At 72.9% G+C, this 23,756-nt stretch carries 24 protein-coding genes and 1 pseudogene; 9 read left to right on the forward strand and 16 right to left on the reverse strand.

All coding sequences use genetic code 11. The annotated features are described in order from the left end of the window. Positions 1 to 11: 11 nt before the first annotated feature. A pseudogene (locus AB0F04_RS25390) lies at positions 12 to 247 on the reverse strand (SHOCT domain-containing protein). Between the two features lie 134 nt (positions 248 to 381). Here AB0F04_RS25390 and AB0F04_RS25395 point away from each other — a divergent pair. From AB0F04_RS25395 to AB0F04_RS25405, 3 genes are read left to right on the forward strand one after another with little or no spacing between them, the layout of a single operon-like run. Next, the gene (locus AB0F04_RS25395; RefSeq protein ID WP_362044836.1) at positions 382 to 945 is read left to right on the forward strand and encodes a TetR/AcrR family transcriptional regulator; all 564 of its coding nucleotides are present in this window, start codon (positions 382 to 384) and stop codon (positions 943 to 945) included. An 11-nt stretch (positions 946 to 956) separates the two neighbouring features. Further along, on the forward strand, positions 957 to 1,532 hold the full coding sequence (locus AB0F04_RS25400) for a DUF4865 family protein (RefSeq protein WP_362044838.1): 576 nt from the start codon (positions 957 to 959) through the stop codon (positions 1,530 to 1,532). After that, positions 1,529 to 2,449, forward strand: coding sequence for a phosphotriesterase (locus AB0F04_RS25405; protein ID WP_362044840.1), 921 nt, complete (start codon positions 1,529 to 1,531; stop codon positions 2,447 to 2,449). The genes AB0F04_RS25400 and AB0F04_RS25405 overlap by 4 nt, the downstream gene beginning before the upstream one ends. Before the next feature lie 6 nt (positions 2,450 to 2,455). On the opposite strand, the gene AB0F04_RS25410 is transcribed toward AB0F04_RS25405, so the two are convergent. From AB0F04_RS25410 to AB0F04_RS25425, 4 genes are all read right to left on the reverse strand, one after another. Next, positions 2,456 to 2,878, reverse strand: coding sequence for a PPOX class F420-dependent oxidoreductase (locus AB0F04_RS25410; protein WP_362044842.1), 423 nt, complete (start codon positions 2,876 to 2,878; stop codon positions 2,456 to 2,458). An 11-nt stretch (positions 2,879 to 2,889) separates the two neighbouring features. After that, entirely contained in the window at positions 2,890 to 3,780 is an 891-nt protein-coding gene (locus AB0F04_RS25415) for an NAD(P)-dependent oxidoreductase (RefSeq protein WP_362044844.1), read from the reverse strand. A 226-nt stretch (positions 3,781 to 4,006) separates the two neighbouring features. Next, positions 4,007 to 5,248, reverse strand: coding sequence for an ROK family protein (locus tag AB0F04_RS25420; RefSeq protein WP_362044846.1), 1,242 nt, complete (start codon positions 5,246 to 5,248; stop codon positions 4,007 to 4,009). Beyond that, positions 5,245 to 5,979, reverse strand: a complete 735-nt coding sequence (locus AB0F04_RS25425; protein ID WP_362044848.1) for an alpha-ketoglutarate-dependent dioxygenase AlkB — start codon at positions 5,977 to 5,979, stop codon at positions 5,245 to 5,247. The genes AB0F04_RS25420 and AB0F04_RS25425 overlap by 4 nt, the downstream gene beginning before the upstream one ends. Before the next feature lie 68 nt (positions 5,980 to 6,047). On the opposite strand from AB0F04_RS25425, the gene AB0F04_RS25430 reads away from it, so the two are divergent. Continuing rightward, positions 6,048 to 7,178 carry a methyltransferase gene (locus tag AB0F04_RS25430; protein WP_362044850.1) on the forward strand — a complete coding sequence of 377 codons (1,131 nt, stop codon included), beginning with the start codon at positions 6,048 to 6,050 and terminating at the stop codon, positions 7,176 to 7,178. Here the strand turns inward: AB0F04_RS25430 and AB0F04_RS25435 are convergent. Next, a complete protein-coding gene (locus AB0F04_RS25435) occupies positions 7,168 to 8,028 on the reverse strand; it encodes a class II fructose-bisphosphate aldolase (protein ID WP_362044852.1) in 861 nt (286 codons plus the stop codon). The genes AB0F04_RS25430 and AB0F04_RS25435 overlap by 11 nt on opposite strands. A 114-nt stretch (positions 8,029 to 8,142) precedes the next feature. Then, the gene (locus tag AB0F04_RS25440; RefSeq protein WP_362044854.1) at positions 8,143 to 9,024 is read right to left on the reverse strand and encodes an SIS domain-containing protein; all 882 of its coding nucleotides are present in this window, start codon (positions 9,022 to 9,024) and stop codon (positions 8,143 to 8,145) included. Between the two features lie 133 nt (positions 9,025 to 9,157). Between AB0F04_RS25440 and AB0F04_RS25445 the strand changes: the two genes are divergently transcribed. Together AB0F04_RS25445 and AB0F04_RS25450 are read left to right on the forward strand one after the other, a co-directional pair. Then, a complete protein-coding gene (locus AB0F04_RS25445) occupies positions 9,158 to 9,937 on the forward strand; it encodes a DeoR/GlpR family DNA-binding transcription regulator (protein WP_362044856.1) in 780 nt (259 codons plus the stop codon). 80 nt (positions 9,938 to 10,017) lie between these two features. Next, complete coding sequence (locus AB0F04_RS25450) at positions 10,018 to 11,844, forward strand: glycoside hydrolase family 15 protein (protein WP_362044858.1); 1,827 nt, start codon at positions 10,018 to 10,020, stop codon at positions 11,842 to 11,844. 3 nt (positions 11,845 to 11,847) lie between these two features. Here AB0F04_RS25450 and AB0F04_RS25455 read toward each other — a convergent pair whose 3' ends face one another. Further along, entirely contained in the window at positions 11,848 to 12,807 is a 960-nt protein-coding gene (locus AB0F04_RS25455) for a hypothetical protein (RefSeq protein ID WP_362044859.1), read from the reverse strand. A gap of 201 nt (positions 12,808 to 13,008) precedes the next feature. Here AB0F04_RS25455 and AB0F04_RS25460 point away from each other — a divergent pair, with 201 nt between their 5' ends. Both AB0F04_RS25460 and AB0F04_RS25465 read left to right on the forward strand, forming a co-directional pair. Continuing rightward, positions 13,009 to 13,221, forward strand: coding sequence for a cation transporter (locus tag AB0F04_RS25460; protein ID WP_362044861.1), 213 nt, complete (start codon positions 13,009 to 13,011; stop codon positions 13,219 to 13,221). A 3-nt stretch (positions 13,222 to 13,224) separates the two neighbouring features. Continuing rightward, the gene (locus AB0F04_RS25465) at positions 13,225 to 15,474 is read left to right on the forward strand and encodes a heavy metal translocating P-type ATPase (protein ID WP_362044863.1); all 2,250 of its coding nucleotides are present in this window, start codon (positions 13,225 to 13,227) and stop codon (positions 15,472 to 15,474) included. A gap of 12 nt (positions 15,475 to 15,486) precedes the next feature. Here AB0F04_RS25465 and AB0F04_RS25470 read toward each other — a convergent pair whose 3' ends face one another. Next, positions 15,487 to 16,143: a class I SAM-dependent methyltransferase gene (locus tag AB0F04_RS25470; RefSeq protein ID WP_362044865.1), complete on the reverse strand. Its 657-nt coding sequence runs from the start codon at positions 16,141 to 16,143 to the stop codon at positions 15,487 to 15,489. Positions 16,144 to 16,278: 135 nt separating this feature from the next. On the opposite strand from AB0F04_RS25470, the gene AB0F04_RS25475 reads away from it, so the two are divergent. Next, complete coding sequence (locus AB0F04_RS25475; RefSeq protein ID WP_362044867.1) at positions 16,279 to 16,980, forward strand: phosphatase PAP2 family protein; 702 nt, start codon at positions 16,279 to 16,281, stop codon at positions 16,978 to 16,980. A gap of 209 nt (positions 16,981 to 17,189) precedes the next feature. On the opposite strand, the gene AB0F04_RS25480 is transcribed toward AB0F04_RS25475, so the two are convergent. Genes AB0F04_RS25480 through AB0F04_RS25510 form a run of 7 tightly spaced genes read right to left on the reverse strand, consistent with a single transcriptional unit; the run spans position 17,190 to position 23,717 of the window. Then, positions 17,190 to 17,789 carry a hypothetical protein gene (locus tag AB0F04_RS25480; protein WP_362044869.1) on the reverse strand — a complete coding sequence of 200 codons (600 nt, stop codon included), beginning with the start codon at positions 17,787 to 17,789 and terminating at the stop codon, positions 17,190 to 17,192. A gap of 5 nt (positions 17,790 to 17,794) precedes the next feature. Continuing rightward, positions 17,795 to 18,655 carry a carbohydrate ABC transporter permease gene (locus AB0F04_RS25485; protein WP_362044871.1) on the reverse strand — a complete coding sequence of 287 codons (861 nt, stop codon included), beginning with the start codon at positions 18,653 to 18,655 and terminating at the stop codon, positions 17,795 to 17,797. Beyond that, entirely contained in the window at positions 18,652 to 19,587 is a 936-nt protein-coding gene (locus AB0F04_RS25490; RefSeq protein ID WP_362044873.1) for a sugar ABC transporter permease, read from the reverse strand. Before AB0F04_RS25490 ends, AB0F04_RS25485 begins: the two co-directional genes overlap by 4 nt. Then, on the reverse strand, positions 19,584 to 20,867 hold the full coding sequence (locus tag AB0F04_RS25495) for an ABC transporter substrate-binding protein (protein WP_362044875.1): 1,284 nt from the start codon (positions 20,865 to 20,867) through the stop codon (positions 19,584 to 19,586). Before AB0F04_RS25495 ends, AB0F04_RS25490 begins: the two co-directional genes overlap by 4 nt. A gap of 56 nt (positions 20,868 to 20,923) precedes the next feature. Next, positions 20,924 to 21,688, reverse strand: coding sequence for a cupin (locus AB0F04_RS25500; RefSeq protein ID WP_362044877.1), 765 nt, complete (start codon positions 21,686 to 21,688; stop codon positions 20,924 to 20,926). Beyond that, positions 21,682 to 22,605 carry a PmoA family protein gene (locus AB0F04_RS25505; protein WP_362044879.1) on the reverse strand — a complete coding sequence of 308 codons (924 nt, stop codon included), beginning with the start codon at positions 22,603 to 22,605 and terminating at the stop codon, positions 21,682 to 21,684. Before AB0F04_RS25505 ends, AB0F04_RS25500 begins: the two co-directional genes overlap by 7 nt. Beyond that, complete coding sequence (locus tag AB0F04_RS25510; protein WP_362044881.1) at positions 22,602 to 23,717, reverse strand: Gfo/Idh/MocA family oxidoreductase; 1,116 nt, start codon at positions 23,715 to 23,717, stop codon at positions 22,602 to 22,604. Before AB0F04_RS25510 ends, AB0F04_RS25505 begins: the two co-directional genes overlap by 4 nt. Positions 23,718 to 23,756: the final 39 nt, after the last annotated feature.

Genomic DNA, 23,756 nt, shown 5'->3' on the forward strand with positions numbered 1-23,756 from the left:
GCCGCGTGTGGTCAGCCCGCGCCTCCCTTGCGACCGGACTCCTCGTTCTGCACGGACAGCCGGCGCCAGTACTCGTCCTCGTCGATGTCGCCGGAGGCGAAGCGGCGTCCGAGCACGGCGAGGGGCGAGTCGTTCCCGACGGTGGGCCGTTCTCCGGGGCCGAGCGGCGCCCGTGCCACGCGGCGCGGCGCAGCAGCGCGATGCCGCCGCCGATCACCAGCGCACAGATCACAGGGAAGAGCAGGATCCACTACGGCGAGGGGGCCCCGGTCGTCGTACGGACGGCGGCACCGCGCGTACCCCGTGGGGAGCAGGTGGGCGAACCCCGAGTGCTCCGCGCGCCCTCGACTTCTGTAACTACTGGTATGTACAGTGAGGGGCATGAGCACCCCGGAACGGCTGATCGAGTCCACCCGTGAACTGCTGTGGGAGCGCGGCTACGTGGGCACCAGCCCCAAGGCGATCCTGGAGCGCGCGGACGCCGGGCAGGGCAGCATGTACCACCACTTCAAGGGCAAGCCCGATCTCGCCCTGGCCGCGATCCGGCGGACCGCCGCGGAGATGCGCGCCACCGCCGCGGCAGTACTGGACGGTCCGGGCACGCCGTACGAGCGGATCGAGGCGTATCTGCGGCGCGAGCGGGACGTGCTGCGGGGTTGCCCGGTCGGCCGGCTGACGATGGACCCGGACGTGATCGCGAGCGCCGAACTGCGGGCGCCGGTCGACGAGACGCTCGACTGGTTGCGCGGGCGGATCGCCACGATCGTCGAAGAGGGCAAGACCCAGGGTCAGTTCGCGTCCGGCCTCGCCGCCGGGGAGGTCGCGGCAGCGGTCGTCGCGACCGTCCAGGGCGGTTACGTCCTCGCCCGCGCCTCCGGCTCCCCCGCCGCCTTCGACGCAGGGGTCCGGGGACTGCTCTCCCTGCTGGCACCCCGGTCCGCCTGAGGAGACTTCACATGCACGCCATGCAGTACGAGCTCACGCTGCCCGCGCGTTACGACATGGGCATCATCCGCGAACGCGTCGCCCGTCGGGGACATCTGCTCGACGACTGGGACGGGCTCGGCCTCAAGGCCTACCTGATGCGCGAGCGCGGGCTACGCGGTTCGCCGGTCAACCAGTACGCGCCCTTCTATCTCTGGAACACCGTCGACGGCATGAACGCCTTCCTGTGGGGCGGCGGGTTCCAGGGGGTGAGTGACGACTTCGGACGGCCGCCAGCGCGGCAGTGGACGGGGCTCGCGTACGAGGAAGGGGGTGGTTCGCACGCTCGGTTCGCGATGCGGCGGCGTCAACCGGTGCCGGACGGCGCGCCGTTGGCCGACGCCGTGGAGGGCGCGGTGGGCGACGTAGGGCGGTCGGCGGCGCAGGACGGAGCCGTGCTCGCGGCCGCGGCCGTCGACACGAGCCGCTGGGAGCTGGTGCACTTCTCCCTCTGGGAGCATGTGCCCGCCGCCGACGGCGACGTCTTCGAGGTGCTGCACCTGTCCGCGCCGGGCCGGGACACGCTGCCCCGGGGACGCCGGTGGTGAGCACCGTCCGCACGGTACTGGGAGACGTGCCCGCGACGGACCTGGGGGTGTGCGACGCCCACGACCACCTGTTCTTCGGCAGTCCCCGGCTGCCCGGCCAGGAGCTGCGCAGCGTGGTGGCGGCGCGGGCGGAGCTGGCGGCGTTCCGGGAGCAGGGCGGCGGGGCCGTCGTGCAGTGGACGCCGTACGGGCTCGGGCGGCGGGTCGCCGATCTGCCGCCGCTGTCCCGGGAGACGGGTGTGCACGTGGTCGCGGCGACCGGTCTGCACCAGGCCGTGCACTATGACGAGGACACGCTCGCCGGGCTGCGGGGCCGGCTCGCCGAGGTGTTCGTCTGCGAACTCACCGAGGGCATCGGCACGTCGGGAGTGCGGGCCGGACTCGTCAAGGTCGCGGGCGGTTTCCACGCGCTGGACGCGCACGCCCGCTGGACGATGACGGCGGCGGCCGAGGCAGACCACGCCACGGGCGCGACGATCACCGTGCACCTGGAGCTGGGGACCGGCGCACTGGACGTACTGGACCTGCTGTGCGGGCGGTTGGGGGTGCCGCCGCACCGGGTGGTGCTCGGGCACCTCAACCGCTCCCCCGACCTGGTGGTGCACCGGCAGGCGGCGCGGTACGGCTGCTATCTGGCCTTCGACGGGCCATCCCTCGCCCACCACGCCACGGACTGGCGGATGCCGGACGCCGTACGGGCCCTGGCCGACGCCGGGTTCGGCGACCGGGTGCTGCTGGGCGCGGACACCACGACGGCCGCCGCCCGCTCGGTGGACGGCGGCCCCGGCATGCCGTACCTGCTGCGCCGCGTGCGGCCCCGGCTCGCGCACGCCGTGGGCGAGGAGCTGGTGGAACGCATCCTCACGGAGAACCCGGGCCGGGCGTTCGGGACCGAGTGGCGCCGAACGGGGCGGTGACCGGCCTCAGCCGCCGGCCTGGTCACTGTCCTTCATCGAGCCCCAGCCGTGCCAGCGGTCGACCTCGATCCAGGCGCTGACCCGGGGGCGGACACGGTCCGGGTAGGGCTTGCCGATGTAGTGCCGGGCGAGGAGGTCGATGTCGGCCAGGTCCTCGTCGGCGTACATCTCGGTGACGCGGCCGATGAGGGTGACGTGGGTGTACCAGTCGTCCCCGGCGAGGACGGTGAGGGTGACGCGCGGGTCGCGGCGCAGGTGCTTGAGGCGTACCCGGCCCTCGTCGAGGTTGATCAGCACACGGCCGTCCTTCCACGCGTACCAGGTGGCGGTGGAGACAGGGGCGCCGTCGGAGCGCAGCGTGGCCATGACGCACGGGTTGGGCTTGCTCAGCAGGGCCTCGGCCTCGGGCGGCAGCGGCGGCTTGGACACGGGAGAACCTCCTAGGAATCGGTCTTCTCGTCGAAGCTTGCGAAGTAGGCCGCGACCATGTCCTCGTCGGCGTGGCCCTGCGCGGCGGCGCGTTCCATACGGGTGGCGGCGGCTTCGGCGATGTCCAGGCGCACGCCGTGGTCCGTGCCGGCCTGCACGATCAGCCGGGCGTCCTTGGCGGCGGTGGTCACCGCGAACTGGGGCGGCGTGAGCCGGTCCTCCAGGAGCAGTTCGGACTTGGCGCGCAGATAGCCCATGTCGAGGGGGCCGCCGGCGACGAGGTCGAAGAAGCCGTGCGGGTCGACGCCGAGGGCCTTGGACAGGGCGAGGGCCTCGCCGGCGGCGGCCGTGACGGCCAGGACCCAGCTGTTGGCCACCAGCTTCAGCCGCGTGGCACCCGCCAGGGCCCCGTCCTCACCGCACCACACCGTCCGGGCGCCGACGGCGTCGAAGACCGGTGTCACCTTCTCGCGCCCCTCGGTGGGGCCGGCGGCGAGCACGGTCAGCTTCCCGGCCTCGGCGGGCTGACGGGTGCCCAGGACGGGGGCGTCGTAGAAGACCAGGCCGTGTTCGCGGGCGAAGGCGGCCAGCTCGGCGACTCCCTCCATGCCCGCGGTGGTCGACTGCACCCAGACGGTGCCGGGACGCAGGGCGGGGGCGGCCTCGCGCAGGGTGTCCAGGGCGGCGGGGCCGTCGTAGAGCATGGTCAGGACGACATCGGCGTCCTGGACCGCCTGGGCCGGGCTGTCGGCGACGCCCACGCCCTCGGCGTCCAGCGGCTCGGCCTTGGCCCGGGTACGGTTCCAGACGCGGACGGTGTGTCCGGCACGGGCGAGATTCCGGGCCATCGCGGCGCCCATGATGCCGGTGCCCAGGACGCTCACGGTGAGAGTGTCGGTCATTGCGTCAACTTCCTCGGTGGTGCGGTGCGGGCGGACTGCCTGCGGATCAGCCTGCCCGCTCAGCGGCGCGCCTTCCCGGAAGCGGCGCGGACAAGCCTGACACCGGTGGGGTCACCTTCGCGGGTCGCGCGCCCGACGACCGGTCAGGCCTGCGAGGCCGGCGGCGCGGACAAGCCTGGTACCGGCGGGTCGCTCTCGCGGCCTCGCGCCCGGTGCCGGCTCACGCCTACGGGGCCAGCGCACCCAGCGGATCGTCCAGGACCGGCTGCCAGGCCAGTTCCGCCGCACCCACCAGGCTGTTGTGGTCGAGGGTGCAGGGCAGGATGGGGACACCGCCGCTCTGGCCCCACAGGCTCCGGTCGGCCACGACCGCGCGCAGCCGGCCGGGGTCGGCGTCGAGGAGGGTCTGGTGCAGACCGCCGAGGATGATCCGGTCCGGGTTGAGGATGTTGACCAGGCCGGCGAGGCCGAGACCGAGGCGGTCGATGAGGGTCTCGGCGGCGGTGCGGACGCCCGGATCGCCGTAGTGATGGCGGATCAGGTCGATCGACTGCTGAAGCAGGGACACCTCGGGGCCCGGTTCACGCCCGGCCTCCGTGAGGAAGGCCAGCGGATCGGTCTCCACGTCGAGGCAGCCGCGGCTGCCGCAGTGGCAGGGGCGGCCCTCGGGGTGCACGGTGAGGTGCCCGACCTCCAGCGCGAGGCCCGAACTGCCCCGGTGCAGGCGGCCGTCGAGGACGAGCGCGCCGCCGACCCCGCGGTGGCCGGTGGCGACACAGAGCAGGTCGCGGGCGCCTCGGCCGGCGCCGTGCCGGTGCTCGGCGAGCGCGGCGAGGTTGACGTCGTTCGCGGCGAACGCGGGCCCGTCGATGCCGGCGGCGCGCACCTGCTCGGCGAAGATGTCCCGCACGGGCGCGCCTGCGGGCCAGGCCAGGTGGAGCGGGTTCAGCGCCAGTCCCTCGGGTTCGGCGACGGCGGAGGGAACGGCGAGGCCCGCTCCCACACACCGCAGTCCCGTCGTGCGCAGCAGTTCGGCGCCGGCTGTGACGACCGAGGCCAGCACCTTGGCCGGGTCGGCGTCGACGACCTCGCAGCCGGGTGCGGTGGCGACGATCCGGCCGCCCAGTCCGACCAGCGCCGCCCGGAACCCGTCGGCGTGCACCTGCGCGGCCAGTGCGACGGGGCCGTCGTCGGCGACGGCGAGTCGGTGGGAGGGCCTGCCCTGCGAGCCGGCCGCGGCGCCGGGCCGGGCGTCGACCCGGATCAGCCCGAGTGCCTCCAGCTCGACGGCGACCGCGCCGGCGGTCGCCCGCGTCACCCCGAGTTCGGCGGTGAGTACGGCCCGGGTCGGTGCGCGTCCGGTGTGGACGAGCTCCAGCGCGGGTCCGAGTGCTCCGCGTCCCCGGTCCAGCCGCGCCCTCGAAGTGCTCCCGTTCCCCGCGTGCCGGGGGTCCGCCTTCCCGCTCATGAGGGCGAGTCTCCCATGATCCGCCGGGATGGTGGCCGCGCGTGCCCGCCGGGCCCCGCCGGGCGGCCGGCGGGGCCGTCGGCCGGAGGCTCCAGGCCGCTGACCCGCAGCGTGATGTTGAGCCGTCCGGTCAGTCCCAGCCCGGGCGGTGCGGTGCCCGGGTGGATGCGGGGGACCCCGTGGTAGGCGAGGCGGGAGGAGCCGCCGAAGACGAAAAGGTCGCCGCTGCGCAGCTCGACGTCGGTGTAGGGCCGGGTGCGCGTCGCGGTGTTGCCGAAGCGGAAGACGCAGCTGTCGCCGAGGCTGAGCGACACCACGGGTGCGTCCGACCTCTCGTCGCTGTCGCGGTGCATGCCCATCCGGGCGTCGGCGTCGTAGAAGTTGATCAGCGCGATGTCGTAGTCCGGACCGGGTCCGCCGAGGGTGTCGCGGACCGCCCGGCGGCCCAGTTCGCCGAGCCACGGCGGGAACGGCTTCACCGGGGCGCCGTCCCCGTCGGCGACCGTGCGGGCGTAGGCGTACGGGTACCAGTGCCAGCCGAGGCAGACCTGCCGGGCGGTCATGGTGCCGCCGCCGGGGATACGGACCGTGCGCAGGCCGGCGGGCGGCCGGGCCCAGTCGCGGCAGGCGTCGAGCAGGGCCGACTGGCGTTCCGCGTCCAGCCAGTCGGGCAGGTGCACGGCACCGGGCGCGACCTGCGTCCGGGCCCTGGGGAACAGCTCGGCGTCCATGCCTTCCATGGTGCCCGACACGCCCTGAGCTGCGGCTCGGCTAGCCTGGTCGCACGATGGACGACCGTATGACGACGCCGTGGGGCGAGCCGGCGCTGACCCGTTTCCCCGAGGACCCGCGCGACCGGCTGCGTGCCTGGGACGCCTCGGACGAGTACCTGCTGAGGCATCTGGCCGCGGAGCGGGTTCCGCTGGACGGCTCGGTCGTGGTGCTCGGCGACCGTTGGGGCGGGCTGGTCACGGCGCTCGCGGCGCACCAGCCGGTGCAGATCACTGACTCCTGGCTCACGCAGGAGGCGACCCGCGCCAACCTCGCGCGGGCCGGGGTGGAGCCGGGTACCGTGCGGCTGCTCACGACGCAGGATCCGCCGCCCGGGCGGATCGATGTGCTGCTGGTGCGGGTGCCGAAGAGCCTGGCGCTGCTGGAGGACCAGTTGCTGCGGCTGGCGCCGGCGGTGCACGCGGGGACGGTCGTGGTCGGCACGGGCATGGTGAAGGAGATCCACACGTCGACGCTGCAGTTGTTCGAGCGGATCCTCGGCCCGACCCGCACCTCCCTCGCCGAGAGGAAGGCGCGGCTGATCTTCTGCACGCCGGATCCCGCGCTGGAGCGGCCCGCCAACCCGTGGCCGTACGTCTACACGCTGCCCGACGGCATCGGTCCCGCCGCGCGGGGCACCGTCGTCAACCACGCCGGGGTGTTCTGCGCCGACCGGCTCGACATCGGGACGCGCTTCTTCCTCGGCCATGTGCCCGACGGGCGCGGTGGCCGGGTGGTGGACCTGGGGTGCGGCAACGGCGTGGTGGGTACGTCGGTGGCATTGGCCGACCCGGGGACCGAGGTGCTCTTCGTGGACGAGTCGTTCCAGGCCGTGGCCTCGGCGGAGGCGACGTACAAGGCGAACGGCGTGCCGGGGCAGGCCGAGTTCCGGGTCGGGGACGGGCTGGCGGGCGTACCGTCCGGCAGTGTCGATCTGGTCCTGAACAACCCGCCGTTCCACTCCCACCAGGCGACGACGGACGCCACGGCCTGGCGGATGTTCACGGGGGCGCGGCGCGCGCTGCGGCCGGGCGGGGAGCTGTGGGTGGTCGGCAACCGGCACCTGGGCTACCACGTGAAGCTGCGGAAGCTGTTCGGCAACAGCCGGCTCGTGGCGAGCGACCCGAAGTTCGTGGTGCTGAAGGCGGTCAAGCGGTAGCGGTGCCGAGGGTCCTCAGGGTCCTCGACACCGCCCGTGCCATCGCCTCCCGCGCGAGCGTCAGGTAGCTGCGCGGGTCGACCGCCTCGGGCCGGTCGGTGAGGAACTCCCGGATCGCTCCGGTCAGCGCGATGTTCAGGGCCGTGCCGATGTTGACCTTGGTGATGCCGCCCGCGACGGCCGCCGTGAGTTCGTCGTCCGGGACGCCGGAGGAGCCGTGCAGGACGAGCGGGACGTCCAGTGCGGCCGACAGGCGTTTCAGCAGGGCGTGGTCGAGGGCGGCGGTGCGGGTGGTCATGGCGTGGGAACTGCCGATGGCGACGGCCAGGGCGTCCACCCCGGAGTCGGTCACGAACGCCCGAGCCTCGTCGGGGTCGGTGCGGGCACCGGGCGCGTGCGCGTCCAGCGGCGGTCTGCCGTTCTTGCCGCCGATCTGGCCCAACTCCGCCTCGATCCATAGTCCTTGGGCGTGCGCCCAGGCGACCGCCGCCCGGGTCGCCGCGAGGTTCTCGGCGTAGGGAAGCCGGGCCGCGTCGTACATCACGGAGCTGAAACCGGCGTCGGCGGCCTGGTGCAGCAGGGTGTCGCTCTGTACGTGGTCGAGGTGCAACGCGACAGGTACGGCGGCGTGTTCGGCGGCGGCGGCGGCCGCGCGGGCGAGCGGGAGCAGTTGTCCGCCGCGGAACTTGACCGCGTTCTCGCTGACCTGGAGGACGACGGGGGCTTGGACCGACTCGGCGCCCGCGATGACGGCCTCGACGTGTTCCAGTGTGATGACGTTGAAGGAGGCGACGGCGGAACCGGCCGTCGCGGCACGGGTGACGAGGTCGCCGGTGGTGGTGAGGGGCACGGGGTCTCCTGGAGCCTGGTGTCCGGGTCAGTCGCGGGGGGTCGGCTGCGTCCTGTCGTCGTCGCGCGTGCCGGGTCACGCGCTCGCGGCGTGGTCCGGGCGACAGGTCCTGGGTCAGGGCGCGAGGATCACCGAGCGCGTGAGGTGGCGCGGGCGGTCGGGGTCCAGTCCGCGGGACGCGGCGACGGCGACCGCGAGGCGCTGGGCGCGGACCAGTTCGGCGAGCGGGTCGAGGTGCCCGGCGATCCACGAGGCGCCGGTGCCGCGCACCTGTTCGGCCAGTCCGTCCGGCGCGTCCCCGAACATCCAGGTCGCCGTGCCCGCGGTGCTGACGCTGATGGGTCCGTGCCGGTACTCCATCGCCGGGTAGGCCTCCGCCCAGGCCAGCGCGGCCTCGCGCATCTTGAGCCCGGCCTCGTTGGCCAGTCCGACGGTCCAGCCGCGCCCCAGGAAGGTGAACTGCCGGCATGCGACCAGCCCTTCGGGCAGCGGCTCGGCCAGGGCGGTGCGCGCGTCGGCGACGGCGGTCGTGGGGTGCAGACCGAGGTGGGCGCGCAGCAGGGTGAGGGCCGTGGTGGCGAACCGGGTCTGCACGACGGAGCGTTCGTCGGCGAACTCCAGGACGGCGAGGTCGTCGGCGGCCGTCATCACGGGCGTGTCCGGGTCGGCGGTGATCGCGGTGGTGCGCGTACCACCCCTCAGCCGGGCCAGCAGGTCCAGGACTTCCGTCGTGGTGCCGGAGCGGGTGAGGGCGACGACCCGGTCGTAGCGGCGGCCGTGGGGGAACTCCGAGGCGGTGAAGGCGTCGGTCTCGCCCTGGCCCGCGCCCTCGCGCAGGGTCGCGGCGGCCTGTGCCATGAAGTACGAGGTGCCGCAGCCGACGATCGCGACCCGCTCCCCCGGCGCCGGCAGCACCTTCAGGAGCCGGGGTGCGTCCGACGCGGCGCGTTCCCAGCACTCGGGCTGGCTCGCCAGTTCGTCCTCGACATGCGTCATCCCGCACCCTCCGCTCGACGAGCCCGCCCGTTCTGCTTGTTCCTGCAAGATATAGATACCTTTCGAGCAACATCAAGCATCTGGCCGGATCGGGTGCGCTAGGGTCACCGGAGATCGAGAGGTGGAGGTGCGGATGTCGCGCGACGCCCGCTGGAAGGCGCTGCTGGAACTGCTCGTGGAGCGCGGCCGGCTGGACGTCGAGGACGCGGCGGCGGAGCTCGGGGTGTCGGCGGCGACGATCCGCCGTGACTTCGACGGGCTCGCCGAGCAGCAGATGCTGGTGCGCACCCGGGGCGGCGCGGTCGTGCACGGCGTCTCCTACGAGCTGCCGCTGCGCTACAAGACGGCCCGTCACGCCTCGGAGAAGCAGCGCATCGCCAAGGCGGTGGCGGAGCTGGTGGCACCGGGTGAGGCGGTCGGGCTGACCGGGGGGACCACCACGACCGAGGTGGCGCGAGCGCTGGCCGTGCGCGGGGACCTGGTGTCCGGGGCGCCCGCGCTGACCGTGGTGACGAACGCGCTGAACATCGCGAACGAGCTGGCGGTCCGGCCCCAGTTCAAGATCGTGCTGACCGGCGGGGTGGCGCGGGCCCAGTCCTTCGAGCTGGTCGGGCCGCTCGCGGACGCGGTGCTCGGGCAGATCACCGTCGACGTGGCGGTGCTCGGCGTCGTCGCCTTCGACGTCACGCACGGTGCGTCGGCGCACGACGAGGCCGAGGCGGCGATCAACCGGCTGCTGTGCGAGCGGGCGGAGCGGGTGGTGGTCGCCGCCGACTCCAGCAAGCTCGGGCAGCGCGCGTTCGCCCGGATCTGCGCGGCCGGGGCGGTGGACACGCTGGTCACGGACACGGCGGCCGACGCGGAGACGGTGCGGCGCTTCGAGGAGGCCGGGCTGCGGGTCGTCGCGGTCTGAGGGCGGCTCTCCGACGGGGGCGGTCCGTCGGCGGCGGCTCTAGGCTTGGGCTGAGGCGCCTACCGGGCAGGGAGGCTGTCATGGGCGGAGCGGCACAGGACCGGGGCGAGCGGCGGTACGTGCCGATCGCGGAGCACGGACTGATCGGTGATCTGCGCAGTGTGGCCCTGGTGGGGACCGATGGCACGATCGACTGGTACTGCTGCCCGGCCTTCGACGCGCCGAGTGTGTTCGCCTCGATCCTGGACGTCGAGCGCGGGGGCTGTTTCGAACTGGCGGCGTCGGTGCCGGCCCGGACCAAGCAGTTCTACTTCCCCGACACCAATGTGCTGATCACCCGGTTCTTCACCGAGGACGGGGTCGGTGAGGTGCAGGACTTCATGCCGGTCGGCGGCGGTCCGGCCGAGGCCGAGCGGCACCGGCTGATCCGGCGGGTGGTGTGCGTGCGGGGTTCGATCCCGTTCCGTACGCGGGTGGCGCCCCGGTTCGGCTACGGCTCCCTGCCGCACACCGTGCGGCTCTCCGGAGACACCGCGGTGTTCGAGACCGAGGGGCTGGCGCTCGCGCTCACCGCGACCGTGCCGATGGAGGCGGACGGGCCGGACGCGCGGGGCGACTTCAAGCTGACCGAGGGCGAGGCGGCGGTGTTCGCGCTCGACAAGGTCGGCGGCGACGTGAGGCCCCGCCGCTGTGCGCGCACGGAGGCGGAGGAACAGTTCGAGGCGACGGTGGCGTACTGGCGGCGCTGGCTGTCGGCGTCCCGGTACAAGGGCCGATGGCGGGAGATGGTGCACCGCTCGGCCCTGACGCTGAAGCTGCTCACCTACGCGCCGACCGGGGCGATCGTGGCCGCGCCGACGACGAGTCTGCCCGAGGAGCTGGGCGGCGAGCGCAACTGGGACTACCGGTACGTGTGGGTGCGCGACGCGGCGTTCTGCGTCTACGCCCTGCTGCGGCTGGGCTTCACCGGGGAGGCCGAGGCCTTCATGGACTTCGTGACCCGGCACATCAGCCCGGGCGACGGCAAGGTCTCCGGCCCGTTGCAGATCATGTACGGCATCGACGGACGCACCGAGCTGCCCGAGCGCACCCTGGACCACCTTGAGGGGCACCACGGCTCGGCGCCGGTACGGGTCGGCAACGCGGCGGCCGACCAGCTCCAGCTCGACATCTACGGCGCGCTGATCGACTCCATCTACCTCTACGACAAGTGGGCCAAGCCCATCTCCAGCGGCCACTGGGACGACGTGTGCGCGCTGGTGGACTGGGTGTGCGCGCACTGGGACCAGCCGGACGAGGGGATCTGGGAGACGCGGGGCGGGCGCAAGAACTTCCTGTACTCGCGGCTGATGTGCTGGGTGGCGATCGAGCGGGCCATCCGGATGGCCAACCGGCGCGGCCTGCCCGCCGACCTGCCGCGCTGGCGGGAGTGCCGCGACACGATCTACCGGCGGATCATGAGCCGGGGCTGGTCCGCGGAGCGGCGGGCCTTCGTCCAGCACGAGGACGGCGACGTGCTCGACGCGGCCGTGCTGATGATGCCGTTGACGAAGTTCATCGCCCCCACCGATCCGAAGTGGCTGTCGACGCTGGACGTGCTCACCGAGGAGCTGGTGTCGGACTCGCTGGTCTACCGCTACGACCCCCGCTCCAGCCCCGACGGGCTGCGCGGCGACGAGGGCACGTTCTCCATCTGCTCGTTCTGGTACGTCGAGGCGATGGTGCACGCGGGCCGGATCGACGAGGCACGGCTCGCCTTCGAGAAGATGCTGACGTACGCCAACCATCTCGGCCTCTACGCCGAGGAGATCAGCCACACCGGGGAGCAGCAGGGCAACTTCCCGCAGGCGTTCACGCACCTCGCGCTGATCAGCGCGGCCTTCAACCTGGACCGGGCGCTCGGCTGACGCTCAGTGTCCGTGGCCGTCCTCCGCATGCTCCTCGGGGGTATCGTCGGCGGCCGCCGCTCCCCCGGCCCGGACGGTGAAGGCCGCGGTGTGGACCTTTCCCTCGTGCTTGAAGTCGAGGAACAGGCGGTAGGAGCCGGAGCTGGGTGCCGTGGCCGTGAAGGAGATGCCGGGGCCGGGCCTGGTCGTGCCGTCGCCGGGTTCGCCGTTGGGGTGGACGTGCAGGTAGGCGAGGTCGCCGGAGCGCAGGGCGACCAGGTGGCCGTACGCGCCGAGGTAGGGCTGGAGGTCGGTGACGGGCCTGCCGTCGCGGGAGACCTTCAGCTTCAGCTCGCTCGCCGCACCCGGCCGCAGGGTGCCGGCCAGCTTCACGTCGTAGCCCTCGATCCGGGCCGTGGTGTTCGCGGGCGGCAGCTGCCGGGCCCGGTACGGGCCGGAGGCGGCGAGGTCCGCGCCGAGGGTGAGGTTCCCGGCGCCCTTCTCGGCGGGGGTGAAGTCGGCGAAGACGCGGTAGCCGCCCGCACGGGGCAGGTCCACCGGGGTGCTCCAGGTGCCGTCGGCGGCGCGGGTGGGGTGCAGGTGGTGATAGGTGACCAGGTCCCGTGAGGCCACGATGAGGTGCAGTTCCTTGTCGTGCTCGCGCTGGTAGGCGGTCAGCGCGCGACCGGCGGCGTCCCGGACGGTGAAGCGCAGGTCGGCCTGCTTGCCCGCGGTGACGCGGGGGGTTTCCAGGTCGAGCGTGTAACCGCCTTCGGAGATCTGCAGTCCGCCTGCCGGAGGTGTGTCGTGTCCGGCGTGGCCGCCGCCTTCCGCCTGCTCCTGGGCGGACCGGGCGTGTTCGTCGCCGTGCTCCGGCGGGCTCTCGGCGACGACGGGGCCGACGGCCTGGCCGACGCCGTAGGCCGCGCCGAAGGTCGCCGCAAGGGCGGCGGCGAACGTGGTGATCCTCAGTCCGGTGTTCATGGCCGTCGGCTCCTTCGGATAGCGGGCCTCTCGCTCGGGTGCGGGGCCTCCATGCACCTCACCATACCCCCTGGGGGTATCCAGTCAAGTCAATCCCGCACTTGCGCCCCATACCCCACAGGGGTATATCTGAAGTCGACGAGGAGATACCCCCTCCCCGTATGCACCGCGACTGGTTGGAACGTCTTGAGGAGGAACCCGATGCCCGCCACCACCTACGCCGTCTCCGGAATGTCGTGCGGTCACTGCAAGACCACGCTCACCAGGGTGATCGGTGAGCTGGACGGCGTCCGCGGCGTCGAGGTCGACCTCGGCAGTGGCCGCGTCACCGTCACCAGCGCCGGCGAGCCCGACGACGCCGCGCTCGCGGAGGCCGTCGACGAGGCCGGCTACGAGCTGACCGGGAGGGTCTGAGCCATGAGCACCGGCACGACGACCGGCACCGACGCCGAGGTCGAACTCGCCATCGGCGGCATGACCTGCGCCTCGTGCGCGGCGCGCATCGAGAAGAAGCTCAACCGCATGGACGGGGTCACCGCCACCGTCAACTACGCGACGGAAAAGGCCAAGGTCAGCTACTCCGGAGAGGTCTCCGTCGGCGATCTCATCGCCACCGTCGAGGCGACCGGGTACACCGCGCGGGAGCCGTCTCCCCCCGCCGCGCAGCACGACCCGGGCGTGGAGGCCGACGCACTGCGGCCGCTGCGCGAGCGGTTGCTCACGGCCGTGGTGCTCGCGGTCCCCGTCGTCGCCATGGCGATGATCCCGGCGCTGCAGTTCGAGTACTGGCAGTGGCTGTCGCTCACCCTGGCCGCGCCAGTCGTGACGTACGCGGCGTGGCCCTTCCACAAGGCGGCGTTCACCAACGCGCGGCACGGCGCGGCCACCATGGACACCCTTATCTCGGTGGGCACCTCGGCCGCGTTCCTGTGGTCGCTGTGGGCGCTGTTCTTCGGCACGGCGGGCACCCCGGGCATGACGCACCCCTTCGAGCTGACCATCGAGCGCACGGACGGCGCCGGGAACATCTACCTGGAGGCCGCTGCGGGGGTGACCGCCTTCATCCTCGCCGGGCGGTACTTCGAGGCCCGCGCCAAACGAAAGACGGGCGCGGCGCTGCGGGCGCTGCTGGAGCTCGGCGCCAAGGACGTCACCGTCCTGCGCGACGACGGCCGCGAAACGACAGTTCCCGTCGCGGAGTTGAAGGCCGGGGACCGCTTCCTGGTCCGGCCGGGCGAGAAGATCGCGACGGACGGGACGGTCGAGGAGGGTTCCTCCGCCGTGGACGCCTCGATGCTCACCGGCGAGTCCGTCCCCGTGGAGGTGGGCGCGGGCGACCCGGTCACCGGCGCCACGGTCAACGTCGGCGGGCGGCTCGTCGTGCGTGCGACACGGGTGGGTGCCGACACGCAGCTGGCCCGGATGGCGAAGCTGGTGGAGGACGCGCAGAACGGCAAGGCCGCCGCGCAGCGGCTCGCGGACCGGATCTCGGCGGTGTTCGTGCCGGTGGTGGTCGCCCTGGCGCTCGGCACGCTGGGCTTCTGGCTGGGCAACGGCGCCGGACTGACGGCCGCCTTCACCGCGGCGGTCGCCGTCCTCGTCATCGCGTGCCCGTGCGCCCTGGGTCTGGCCACGCCGACCGCGCTGATGGTGGGCACGGGGCGGGGCGCCCAGCTCGGCATCCTCATCAAGGGCCCGGAGGTCCTGGAGTCCACGCGCCGCGTCGACACGGTCGTCCTCGACAAGACCGGCACGGTCACCACCGGCCGTATGACGCTGCTGGCCGTGCACACTGCCGAGGGCATGGAAGAAGCCGAAGTGCTGCGGCTGGCGGGGGCGTTGGAGCACTCCTCCGAGCACCCGATCGCCCGGGCCGTTGCCGACGGGGCGCTGGCGAAGCTGGGCACGCTGCCCACGCCCGAGGACTTCGCGAACGTGCCCGGGCTCGGTGTGCAGGGCGTGGTCGAGGGCCATGCGGTGCTCGTCGGACGGGAACGGCTCCTGGCCGACTGGGCGATGGAGCTTCCCGAGGCCCTTGCCCGGGCCAGGGCGGTTGCCGAAGAGGCCGGGCGCACGGCCATCGCGGTCGCGTGGGACGGCGAGGCCCGTGCGGTGCTGGAGGTGGCCGACGCGGTGAAGGACACCAGCGCCGAAGCGGTCGGCCGGCTGCGGGCGCTCGGCCTCACGCCGATCCTGCTCACCGGCGACAACGAGGCGGTGGCCCGGTCCGTCGCCCGCGAGGTGGGCATCGGGGAGGTCGTCGCCGAGGTGCTCCCGCAGGACAAGGTCGACGTGGTCAAGCGGCTCCAGGCCGAGGGCCGGTCGGTGGCGATGGTCGGGGACGGTGTCAACGACGCGGCGGCCCTCGCCCAGGCCGATCTCGGTCTGGCCATGGGCACCGGCACGGACGCCGCGATCGAGGCCGGCGACGTGACCCTGGTCCGCGGTGATCTGCGGGCCGCCGCGGACGCCATCCGGCTCGCCCGCCGCACGCTCGGCACGATCCGCTCGAACCTGTTCTGGGCCTTCGCCTACAACGTGGCGGCCCTGCCGCTGGCCGCGGCCGGCCTGCTCACCCCGATGATCGCCGGGGCGGCGATGGCCTTCTCCTCGGTCTTCGTGGTCGGCAACTCGCTGCGGCTGCGCACCTTCCGGGCCGCCGACTGAGGCTCCGACGCCTCAGAGACGCCGCCACACCAGCGTGTAGCGCCAGAACAGGCGGCGGCGCAGCCGGGCGCCGGGGAGGACGGCCCGGGCCTGGCGTGCGATCTCGGGGAAGGTCAGGCCCGCCGGGCGCGTGGGGGCTCTCATCGAGTCCGGGCGGGGCGCCGGGCGGCCCCGGTTCTTCAGCAACGCCATCAGGACGTTGAGCGGGATCGACGCGAGGCCGAGCAGGTGGTCGACGGGCGTGTGCTCCCGGGCCACGCCGACGATCACCAGGGTGCCGCCGGGGGCGAGACGGTCACGAAAGGCCTCGAGGGCCTCGGTGAACGGCAGATGGTGGACGACGGCGACGCAGGTGATGACGTCGTACGACCGGTCGCCGAGGCCGGTCGTCGCGTCGGCCACCGTGTATGTCACGGGAGCAGCCACCGGCGTCAGCTCCCGCGCCCGGGCCGTGATCGCCGGGTCGGCGTCGATCCCGTACACCCGGGCGGCGCGTCCGGTCAGCAGCCGGGCCAGGTCGCCGCTGCCGCATCCCACGTCGAGCGCACTGCCCACCCGCCCGGGAAGCTGCCGCAGGATCCAGCGGTGGAAGTGGGCGTTGTGGTCCCAGGGCCGGGCGGCGTGGAAACGCTCCAGAGCGCGCAGGGCCCGGCGGGTCGGCGGAGTCATGTCCTCAGTGTTCCGGCTCACCGGGGTGGTCGTGCGCCGTCTGGGCACTCGGGAGGTACCGGCTCGCAGGGGCGCCGAGCGTGCGCCGGGCGCGAGCCGGTACCTTGCTGGGAAGGCCACTGCGGGGAGAAGCACATGAACGATCCGACGACCACAGACGCGGACGCCCCCCGTCCGCTGCAGCGCACCGGGGACCTCACGAGTCGGCCCGGGCGGCTCCTGAGCGCCGTATTCGCCGATCTCAGGGCTGTGGACGGCGCCCTGTACGCGGCGGTGGCCGCCACCCCCACGCCGACCCTGGACCGGACGCTGCGCCACCTGTCGCACGCGGCCGACCACTCCAAGATCTCGTTCGGTATCGCCGCCGCCCTGGCCCTGGCCGGGAAGCGACCGCGCAAGGCCGCCCTCGCCGGCGTCGGCGCGATCGCCGTGGCCTCGGCCTCCGCCAACCTGCTCGGCAAGCGCCTGGTGCGCCGGGCGCGGCCGGACCGGGAGGCGGCCCGGGTGACGGTGGACCGGCACGTCAAGATGCCGACCTCCGCCTCGTTCCCGTCCGGGCACACGGCGTCGGCGGTCGCCTTCGCCACCGCCGTCGGCGTGGTCCTGCCGCCCGCGGCGGTACCGCTCGGCGCGCTGGCGAGCGCCGTCGGCTACTCCCGCGTCCACACGGGCGTGCACTACCCGGGTGACGTGGCGGCGGGTGCGGTGCTCGGCATCGCGAGCGCTGCGGCGGCCCTGGCGGCGGCAGCCGCCACCCCGTCGGCAGGGGCCCAGGCCCTTCTCACGGCGGCCCGTTCGTGGCCGCGGATCAGCATCGGCGGCTCTTCACGCCGATGAGTCGTGGGCGTCTCGCTACCGCCGCTGTACGCGAGAACGGGAGCCGAACGGGTTGTCCGGCGAGGCGCCGCGGTAGCCGGTCGACCAGTCGAAGGCGCACGCGGTCCAGCGGCCTGGTTCGCCCGGGCCGCGGCCCAGCTGCTGCGGCTCGACGCGCTGGTCTGCGTCCTGCCGGTGCTCACACCTGAAGTGCCTCAACAGCTTGTACGTCACGGCGGCTGAGGGGTAACGGCAGCGGAACGGCGTACGTCGACGGCCGTGAGCGCCAGCGCCAGGGGCCCGGGAGCGAGAAGGGCAAGCGGCAGCAGCATCCAGGCGCACAGCGCTGCCGTCGCCACGGCGAGCAGGACCAGGCCGCTGCCCCCCACGTCCGTCACGGCGTCCCGGCCTGCCCCGCGCACCGCGGCCCGCCAGTCGGTGAGCGACTCGGTGCGCCCGCAGGCCCGCAGCCCGACCACCACCGCGCCCGTGCCGATCACCGCGGCCGCCACCGCGAACAGCGGTGCTCCCGGCAGCCCGGCCGCGGCCAGCGCCACATCGGCGGCGAACACCAGCAGACCGGCCAGGGCGACGGCTCCCGCCACCAGGTCGCCGGTCCGCAACCGCCGCCGCAGCAGGGCGAAGTACCGTCCCGCCGTGACCGGTTGGTCCAGCCCCGCCCCCCGCAGCACGGCGCACGCCGTCGACAGCGCGGCCGGGACCGTGACCAGGGGCAGGCAGGCCGCCGCCGTGGCCAGGCCGACGCTCAGCACATCGGCGAACAGCGTCATGCGCGGGCCGAACACCTCGCCCGTGTCCCTCGCGGTCATCTCCCTCAGCCCTTCAGTCCGGAGCTCGCCATGCCCTCCACCAGGAACCGCTGGAACGCGAGGAAGAACAGCACGATCGGCAGCAGCGCGATCACCGAGAGGGCGAACATGGGGCCGAACGCGGAGGTGCTTGAGGCGTCCACGAAGGAGCGCAGCGCCAGGGTGAGGGTGAACTTGTCCGGGTCGAAGAGGTAGATGAGCTGCGTGAAGAAGTCGTTCCAGGTCCAGATGAAGGTGAAGATGGCGGTGGTGATCAGGGCCGGCCGGGTGAGCGGCAGCACGACCTGGAAGAAACTGCGGAACGGCCCGCAGCCGTCGATCCGGGCCGCTTCCTCCAGCTCGCGCGGCAGACTGCGCATGAACTGGACGATGAGGAAGACGAAGAACGCCTCGGTGGCGAGGAACTTCGGCAGGATCAGCGGCCAGTAGGTGTTCACCAGGCCGAGCTGGTTGAAGATGATGTACTGCGGGATCAGCACCGCGTGGTGCGGCAGCATGATCGTGGCGATCATGAAGGCGAACAGCGGCCCGCGGAAGCGGAACCTCAGACGCGCGAAGGCGTAGGCGGCGAGCGAGCAGCTGATGACGTTGCCGAGGACGGCACCGCCCGCGATCAGCAGGGAGTTGCCGAGCAGCCGCCAGATGGAGACGTCGTTGACGCCGTCGAGGGCGGTGGCGTAGTTCGACCACTCCAGGCGGCTGGGCAGCAGGTCGAGGCTGGCTATGACCTCGTCGGCGGGTTTGAGCGAGGTGGCCAGGAGCCAGGCCAGGGGGTACAGCATGACCAGCAGGGCGGCCAGGCAGCCGAGGTGTACGGCGGCACGGCCCCACCGAACGGGCTTGTGTGCGGCGGTCGTCGAGGTCACCGGTCCCCCTCGGAGGCGTAGAAGACCCAGGAGCGCGAGGTGCGGAACAGCACCGCCGTGACGACACCGATCACGAGGAGCAGCACCCAGGCCATGGCGGAGGCGTAGCCCATGTGGGAGGCGACGAAGCCGCGGTCGTAGAGGTACATGGTGTAGACGAGCGTCGAGTCGGCCGGTCCGCCCTTGCCGGCGCTGACCGCGAAGGCGGGCGTGAACACCTGGAACGCCTGGATCGTCTGCAGGACCAGGTTGAAGAAGAGCACCGGGGACAGCATCGGCACGGTGACGGACAGGAACTGCCGCCACTTCCCGGCTCCGTCGACCGCCGCCGCCTCGTACAGTTCCGCGGGAATCTGCTGGAGCCCGGCGAGGAAGATGACCATCGGCGCGCCGAACTGCCACACGGTCAGCAGGGCCACGGCCAGCAGCGCCCAGCCGGGTTTGTTCACCCAGCCGCCGGTGCCGAGCACGTTGTCGACGGTGCCGCCGTCGTTGAAGACCGCCCGCCACACGAGCGCGATGGACATCGACGCGCCGAGCAGGGAAGGCGCGTAGAACGCGGAGCGGTAGAAGCCCTTGCCGCGCTTCATGCCCTTCAGGGCGAGTGCGACGGCGAGAGCGAGGGCGAGTTGCAGGGGCACGGCGACGACGACGTACGTCAGAGTCGTCGCGACCGAACGCCAGTAGCGCGGGTCCTCGGTGAACATCTGCACGTAGTTGCGCAGGCCCACCCACCGCGGCGGGCTGAACAGGTCGTAGTCGGTGAACGACAGGTACAGCGACACGGCCATCGGCAGCAGCGTCAGGACGATCGCGCCGAGCACCCAGGGCGAGAGGAACACCCAGGCGGCGCCCTCGCGTTCGCGCCGGGGGCGGCGCTTCGGTGGGGCGGCGGGGGCGCGCCTCGCCGCGGGGATCGCGGTGGTGGTCATGACCTCAGCTCCGCCTTCGCCTCGGTGACGTAGTTCTCGGCCGCCTCGCGGGGCGACATGCGCGCGTAGGACACCTGGTCGTAGTCGCGCTGGAAGGTGCTCTGCAGGGCGTTGTCGCCCGAGGGCGGCGCCTGGGGCGGATCCTTGAGCTTGCCCTCCAGGGATGCCTGGAAGTCGGCGATGGTCCTGTCGAACTCCTTGAGCTGCGGGCCGATCTCGTCCCGTATCGTCTCGTTGACGGGGATGCCGCGGGTCGCGCCGAGGATCTTCGCGGCCTGCCGGTCGTTGATCAGGAAATCGACGAGCTGCGCGGCCTCCTTCGGGTGGCCGGTGTCGGCCGAGACGCCCACGAACATGGACGGCTTGAAGTACTGGCCGGGGGTGCCGTCCTCACCGGTGGGCATCGGGGCGAGCGCGACACCGCCCTCGACGAGGGCGGCGAAGCCGCTGGCCGGTGCGTCCCAGTTGGCGTCGGTGACCGACGTGCCGCGTCCCAGCGGGGTGTTCTCGACGGAGCCGTCGAGCTGGGTGGTCTGCTCGGCGGGCGATACGGCGCCCTCGCGACGCAGCCGGTCGGTGAAGGTCCACCAGCGTGTGAGGTCAGCGGCGGTGAAGCCCAGTCGGCCGTCCTCGGTGTAGAGGGCCTTGCCCCGGCCGCGCAGCCAGACCTCGAAGGCGTCCTCGCTCTGGCCGGGGTCGGTCGCCCCGGGCTTGCCCGTCTTCTGCGCGAGGGCCCTCATGGTGTCGGCCCACTCGCTCCAGGTCCAGTTCTCGCCGGGCAGGGGGACGCCCGACTTCTTCCACGTCCGGACGTCGTAGGCGACGGTCTCGGTGCCGCGGCCCTGCGGGATCGCGTACTGGACGTCGTCGACGCGGCCGGTGGCGAGCAGACCCGGGTCGATCTCGGAGGTGCGCAGGGCGGACTTCTGCTCGGTCAGGTCGAGCAGGACTCCACCGGAGGCGTACTGGTCGATCTGGCGGTAGTCGAGCTGCATCACGTCCGGGGCGTCACCGCCGGCGGCCTGGGTGGCGAGCTTCTGCTTGTAGGCGTCGTAGCCGGAGAACGACGTCGCCACGTCGATGTCCGGGTGCTGTTTCTCGAACAGTGCGACGGCCTGCTCGGTGCGCTCCGCGCGGTCGGGGTTGCCCCACCACGTGTAGCGCAGCACGACCTTGCCGCCGCCCGCGGACTCGCCGGATCCTCCGCACCCCGCCAGCACGGCACACAGTGCCAGTGCGGCGGCCGACGCGCAGAACCCCTTTGTCCTGTGTCCGGGCATGCCGAGGTCACTCCTCTCGACGGAGTTTCGGTTGGGCCCCCCTCAGGTCCCTGCTGCTACTCCCCCTGGTACGGCAGCGTGGTGCCGGGCAGCGCGTACTCGTCGCGCCGGCCGCACATGCCGAAGCCGCCGAGCCGGGTGGGCGCTGCCTCGTGGGCGGTGGCCCCGCCGAGGTAGGCGGGATCGCCGGCGGCCAGGGCGTCGAGCTGGGCGCCCGTTCGTTCGGCGGTGGCCCGTGCACCCTCCCGCCACAAGGCCTTCCAGGTGGGCACCTTGTCGCGCACGATCCGGGCGGCGGCCCGCTGGAACTCCAGGTACGGGCCGTTGTCACCGGCGACGAGGGCCTCGCGCAGGACGAGATACCCCTCGACGGCCAGGTCCCTGCGGCGCCGGGCCGCCGCGGCCGTCTGGGGTCCGGTGCCGGGCGGGAGGGCGGCCGCGGCGGCGTACTTCTCCGGGTCGGCGAGCACCTCGGGCGGGAAGGTGAACACCGCGTCCCCGGCCTCGGGCAGGCCGCTGTTCTGCATCAGCACGGTGATGCGCAGGTCGCCGCCCTGCACCATGCGGTGCACGGTGCCCGGCGTGAACCAGGCGAGGGACCCGGCTTCGAGGGGGATCTCCCGGTAGCCGTCCGGGCTCAGTGTCTGGACCGCGCCCCGGCCGCCGGTGACGACGTACGCCTCCGTGCACACCAGGTGCAGGTGCGGGCTGCCGCCGCAGACGCCGTCGGCGGCCTCCCAGTCGTAGGCGCTGAGGTGGGACAGACCGATCGCGCCGGGCAGCGGATGCGGCAGTCCCGCCCGCTCGGGTTCGCTCACCACGCCAGGCCCTTCAGGTGTGCGTCCACCCGGTCGCGGTCCCACGCGCCGTCGGCGACGACGATGCGGTACCGGTACCCGAAGGACTCCCCCGGCGGCAGTTCGAACTCCTCGAAGAACGCCCAGGAGAACGCCACGGTCGGGAAGGGCTCGGAGCGGACGAACCAGTGCGACTCGTGGATCGCCGAGGTCCCGTCGAGGTTGTCGGGTGCGTGCGCGAAGACGAGGGTGGAATGGCCGTCGACGTCGTCGTGCTCGGTGGTGAAGGCGAGCCAGGGGCCCTGGGTGCCCATCAGGGTGCCCGCGTCGGCGTCGGCGTCCGGGGCGAAGACGGTACCGCCGGTGAAATCGCGCGGGCCGCGCCACTGAAGGCCGGTGTAGCCGGCCATCTCGCGGCCCGCGGTGGTCGGGGAGCCGAAGGCCAGGGGTTCGGAGCGGGTGTTGGTGAGGCGGATCGACCAGTCCAGGGCCCAGGATCCGGCCTCCTCGTCCACCGAGTGGACGGTCAGTCCGCGCACCTCGCGGGCCCACTCCTCGCCGCCGTTCTCGATCCAGGTGAGGTTTTCGGTGAAGGCGAGGCGGTCGTCCTCGACGGTGAGGTCCGCGAAGCCGTCGTGCCGCATCGAGCCGACGCGCTCGGGCAGGCGGAGGTACCCCTGGCCGTGGACGTAGCAGTTGCCGCCCCAGAAGTTCTGCCCGGACAGATGGCTCGCGGTCATCTGCAGGCCCTTGTGCCAGCGGTGGTCGTTCGGGCGGTAGCCGGTGACGGTACGGCCCGAGAGCGTGCGCACGGGATGGGCGTAGGGCTTGCGGGACTCGAAGGGGTCCGGGTCGGGGCGGTAGACGTAGCGGAGGATCTCCGTGCCGCCTGCGGTGACGGCGATGTCCTCGCCGTGCGTGTGGGTGACGCGGATGGTCATGCGCGCTCCTTGGGGGCCCAGTCGGGGTACTCGCCGTGCATGGCCTCGTAGAACGGGTCGCCGGGGCCGATCTCCCCCGCCTGCACCGAGCGGCCGGTGAACGCCGCCTTGTACAGGGCGGCGGCGAACTCGAGGGTGGCGCGGGCGTCGTGACCGCTGCCCGGTGGCCGGGTGCCGTCGTCGTAGGCGTCGAGGAGTGCGCCCAGCTGAGCGGTGTGCGAACTGGGCACGTCACCGGCGGGTGTGCGCCAGGCGGTGGCCCGCTCGGAGGCCACGTGCGGGGCCGGGGTGTAGGCCCAGCTGTCGTTGCTGTGGCCGTACAGATGGGTGAGCTCGACCGTGGCGTCGGCGCAGTCGATGCGGATGCGGCTCACCTCGTCCGGGGAGAGCACGCTGTTGACGACGGTGGCGAGGGCGCCGCTGCGGAAACGCACCAGGGCGGTGGAGACGTCCTCGCTCTCGGTGTCGTGGACCAGGCGCGCGGCCATCGCGCGGATCTCCTCCCACTCGCCGAGCAGGTGCAGCAGCAGGTCGTACTGGTGGATGCCGTGGCCCATGGTCGGGCCGCCGCCCTCGCTGGCCCACTTCCCGCGCCAGGGCACCGCGTAGTACGCCGCGTCCCGGTGCCAGGTGGTCTGGCAGTGCGCCACGAGCGGGGCTCCCAGCTCGCCGCTGGTGATCAGGTCGCGGGCGTGCACGGCTCCGGATCCGTAGCGGTGCTGGAACACCACCGACGCGTACCCGCCGGAGGCCTCCTCGGCGGCGGCGATCTCGTCGTACTCGGCGAGCGACAGGGTGAGCGGCTTCTCGCACAGCACCCAGGCGCCGGCCTTGAGCGCGGCCACCGTCTGCTCGCGGTGCAGTGAGGGCGGCGTGCCGATGAGCACCAGGTCGGGGCGTACGGCGTCCAGCATCGCGTCCACCGAGGTGTACCCGGCGACCTGCTCACCGGCCAGTTCGCGGAAGGCGTCGAGGCGCTCCTGGTCCACGTCGACGGCGGCCACCAGTTCCACCCGGTCGGAGTGGGCCCGCAGCGCGGGCAGGTGACTGCCGCTGACGATGGCTCCGGTGCCGACGACGGCCACGCGGCGGCGGGTGGGGGACAAGGACATGCGGCGCTCCTCGGACAACCGGCGGACGAGCGCTTGGAA

This window comes from Streptomyces sp. NPDC029041 (genome assembly GCF_040637515.1).
Lineage (GTDB): Bacteria > Actinomycetota > Actinomycetes > Streptomycetales > Streptomycetaceae > Streptomyces.

What these genes read in the sequence shown, in the direction of transcription:
- AB0F04_RS25420 (WP_362044846.1), bottom strand. Translation starts at nt 5,248, where the DNA reads ATGAGCGGGAAGGCGGACCCCCGGCACGCGGGGAACGGGAGCACTTCG.
- AB0F04_RS25475 (WP_362044867.1), top strand. Translation starts at nt 16,279, where the DNA reads ATGAACGATCCGACGACCACAGACGCGGACGCCCCCCGTCCGCTGCAG.
- AB0F04_RS25505 (WP_362044879.1), bottom strand. Translation starts at nt 22,605, where the DNA reads ATGACCATCCGCGTCACCCACACGCACGGCGAGGACATCGCCGTCACC.
- AB0F04_RS25440 (WP_362044854.1), bottom strand. Translation starts at nt 9,024, where the DNA reads ATGACGCATGTCGAGGACGAACTGGCGAGCCAGCCCGAGTGCTGGGAA.
- AB0F04_RS25510 (WP_362044881.1), bottom strand. Translation starts at nt 23,717, where the DNA reads ATGTCCTTGTCCCCCACCCGCCGCCGCGTGGCCGTCGTCGGCACCGGA.
- AB0F04_RS25430 (WP_362044850.1), top strand. Translation starts at nt 6,048, where the DNA reads ATGACGACGCCGTGGGGCGAGCCGGCGCTGACCCGTTTCCCCGAGGAC.
- AB0F04_RS25465 (WP_362044863.1), top strand. Translation starts at nt 13,225, where the DNA reads ATGAGCACCGGCACGACGACCGGCACCGACGCCGAGGTCGAACTCGCC.
- AB0F04_RS25415 (WP_362044844.1), bottom strand. Translation starts at nt 3,780, where the DNA reads ATGACCGACACTCTCACCGTGAGCGTCCTGGGCACCGGCATCATGGGC.
- AB0F04_RS25455 (WP_362044859.1), bottom strand. Translation starts at nt 12,807, where the DNA reads ATGAACACCGGACTGAGGATCACCACGTTCGCCGCCGCCCTTGCGGCG.
- AB0F04_RS25425 (WP_362044848.1), bottom strand. Translation starts at nt 5,979, where the DNA reads ATGGACGCCGAGCTGTTCCCCAGGGCCCGGACGCAGGTCGCGCCCGGT.
- AB0F04_RS25450 (WP_362044858.1), top strand. Translation starts at nt 10,018, where the DNA reads ATGGGCGGAGCGGCACAGGACCGGGGCGAGCGGCGGTACGTGCCGATC.
- AB0F04_RS25395 (WP_362044836.1), top strand. Translation starts at nt 382, where the DNA reads ATGAGCACCCCGGAACGGCTGATCGAGTCCACCCGTGAACTGCTGTGG.
- AB0F04_RS25490 (WP_362044873.1), bottom strand. Translation starts at nt 19,587, where the DNA reads ATGACCACCACCGCGATCCCCGCGGCGAGGCGCGCCCCCGCCGCCCCA.
- AB0F04_RS25445 (WP_362044856.1), top strand. Translation starts at nt 9,158, where the DNA reads ATGTCGCGCGACGCCCGCTGGAAGGCGCTGCTGGAACTGCTCGTGGAG.
- AB0F04_RS25460 (WP_362044861.1), top strand. Translation starts at nt 13,009, where the DNA reads ATGCCCGCCACCACCTACGCCGTCTCCGGAATGTCGTGCGGTCACTGC.
- AB0F04_RS25400 (WP_362044838.1), top strand. Translation starts at nt 957, where the DNA reads ATGCACGCCATGCAGTACGAGCTCACGCTGCCCGCGCGTTACGACATG.
- AB0F04_RS25470 (WP_362044865.1), bottom strand. Translation starts at nt 16,143, where the DNA reads ATGACTCCGCCGACCCGCCGGGCCCTGCGCGCTCTGGAGCGTTTCCAC.
- AB0F04_RS25480 (WP_362044869.1), bottom strand. Translation starts at nt 17,789, where the DNA reads ATGACCGCGAGGGACACGGGCGAGGTGTTCGGCCCGCGCATGACGCTG.
- AB0F04_RS25495 (WP_362044875.1), bottom strand. Translation starts at nt 20,867, where the DNA reads ATGCCCGGACACAGGACAAAGGGGTTCTGCGCGTCGGCCGCCGCACTG.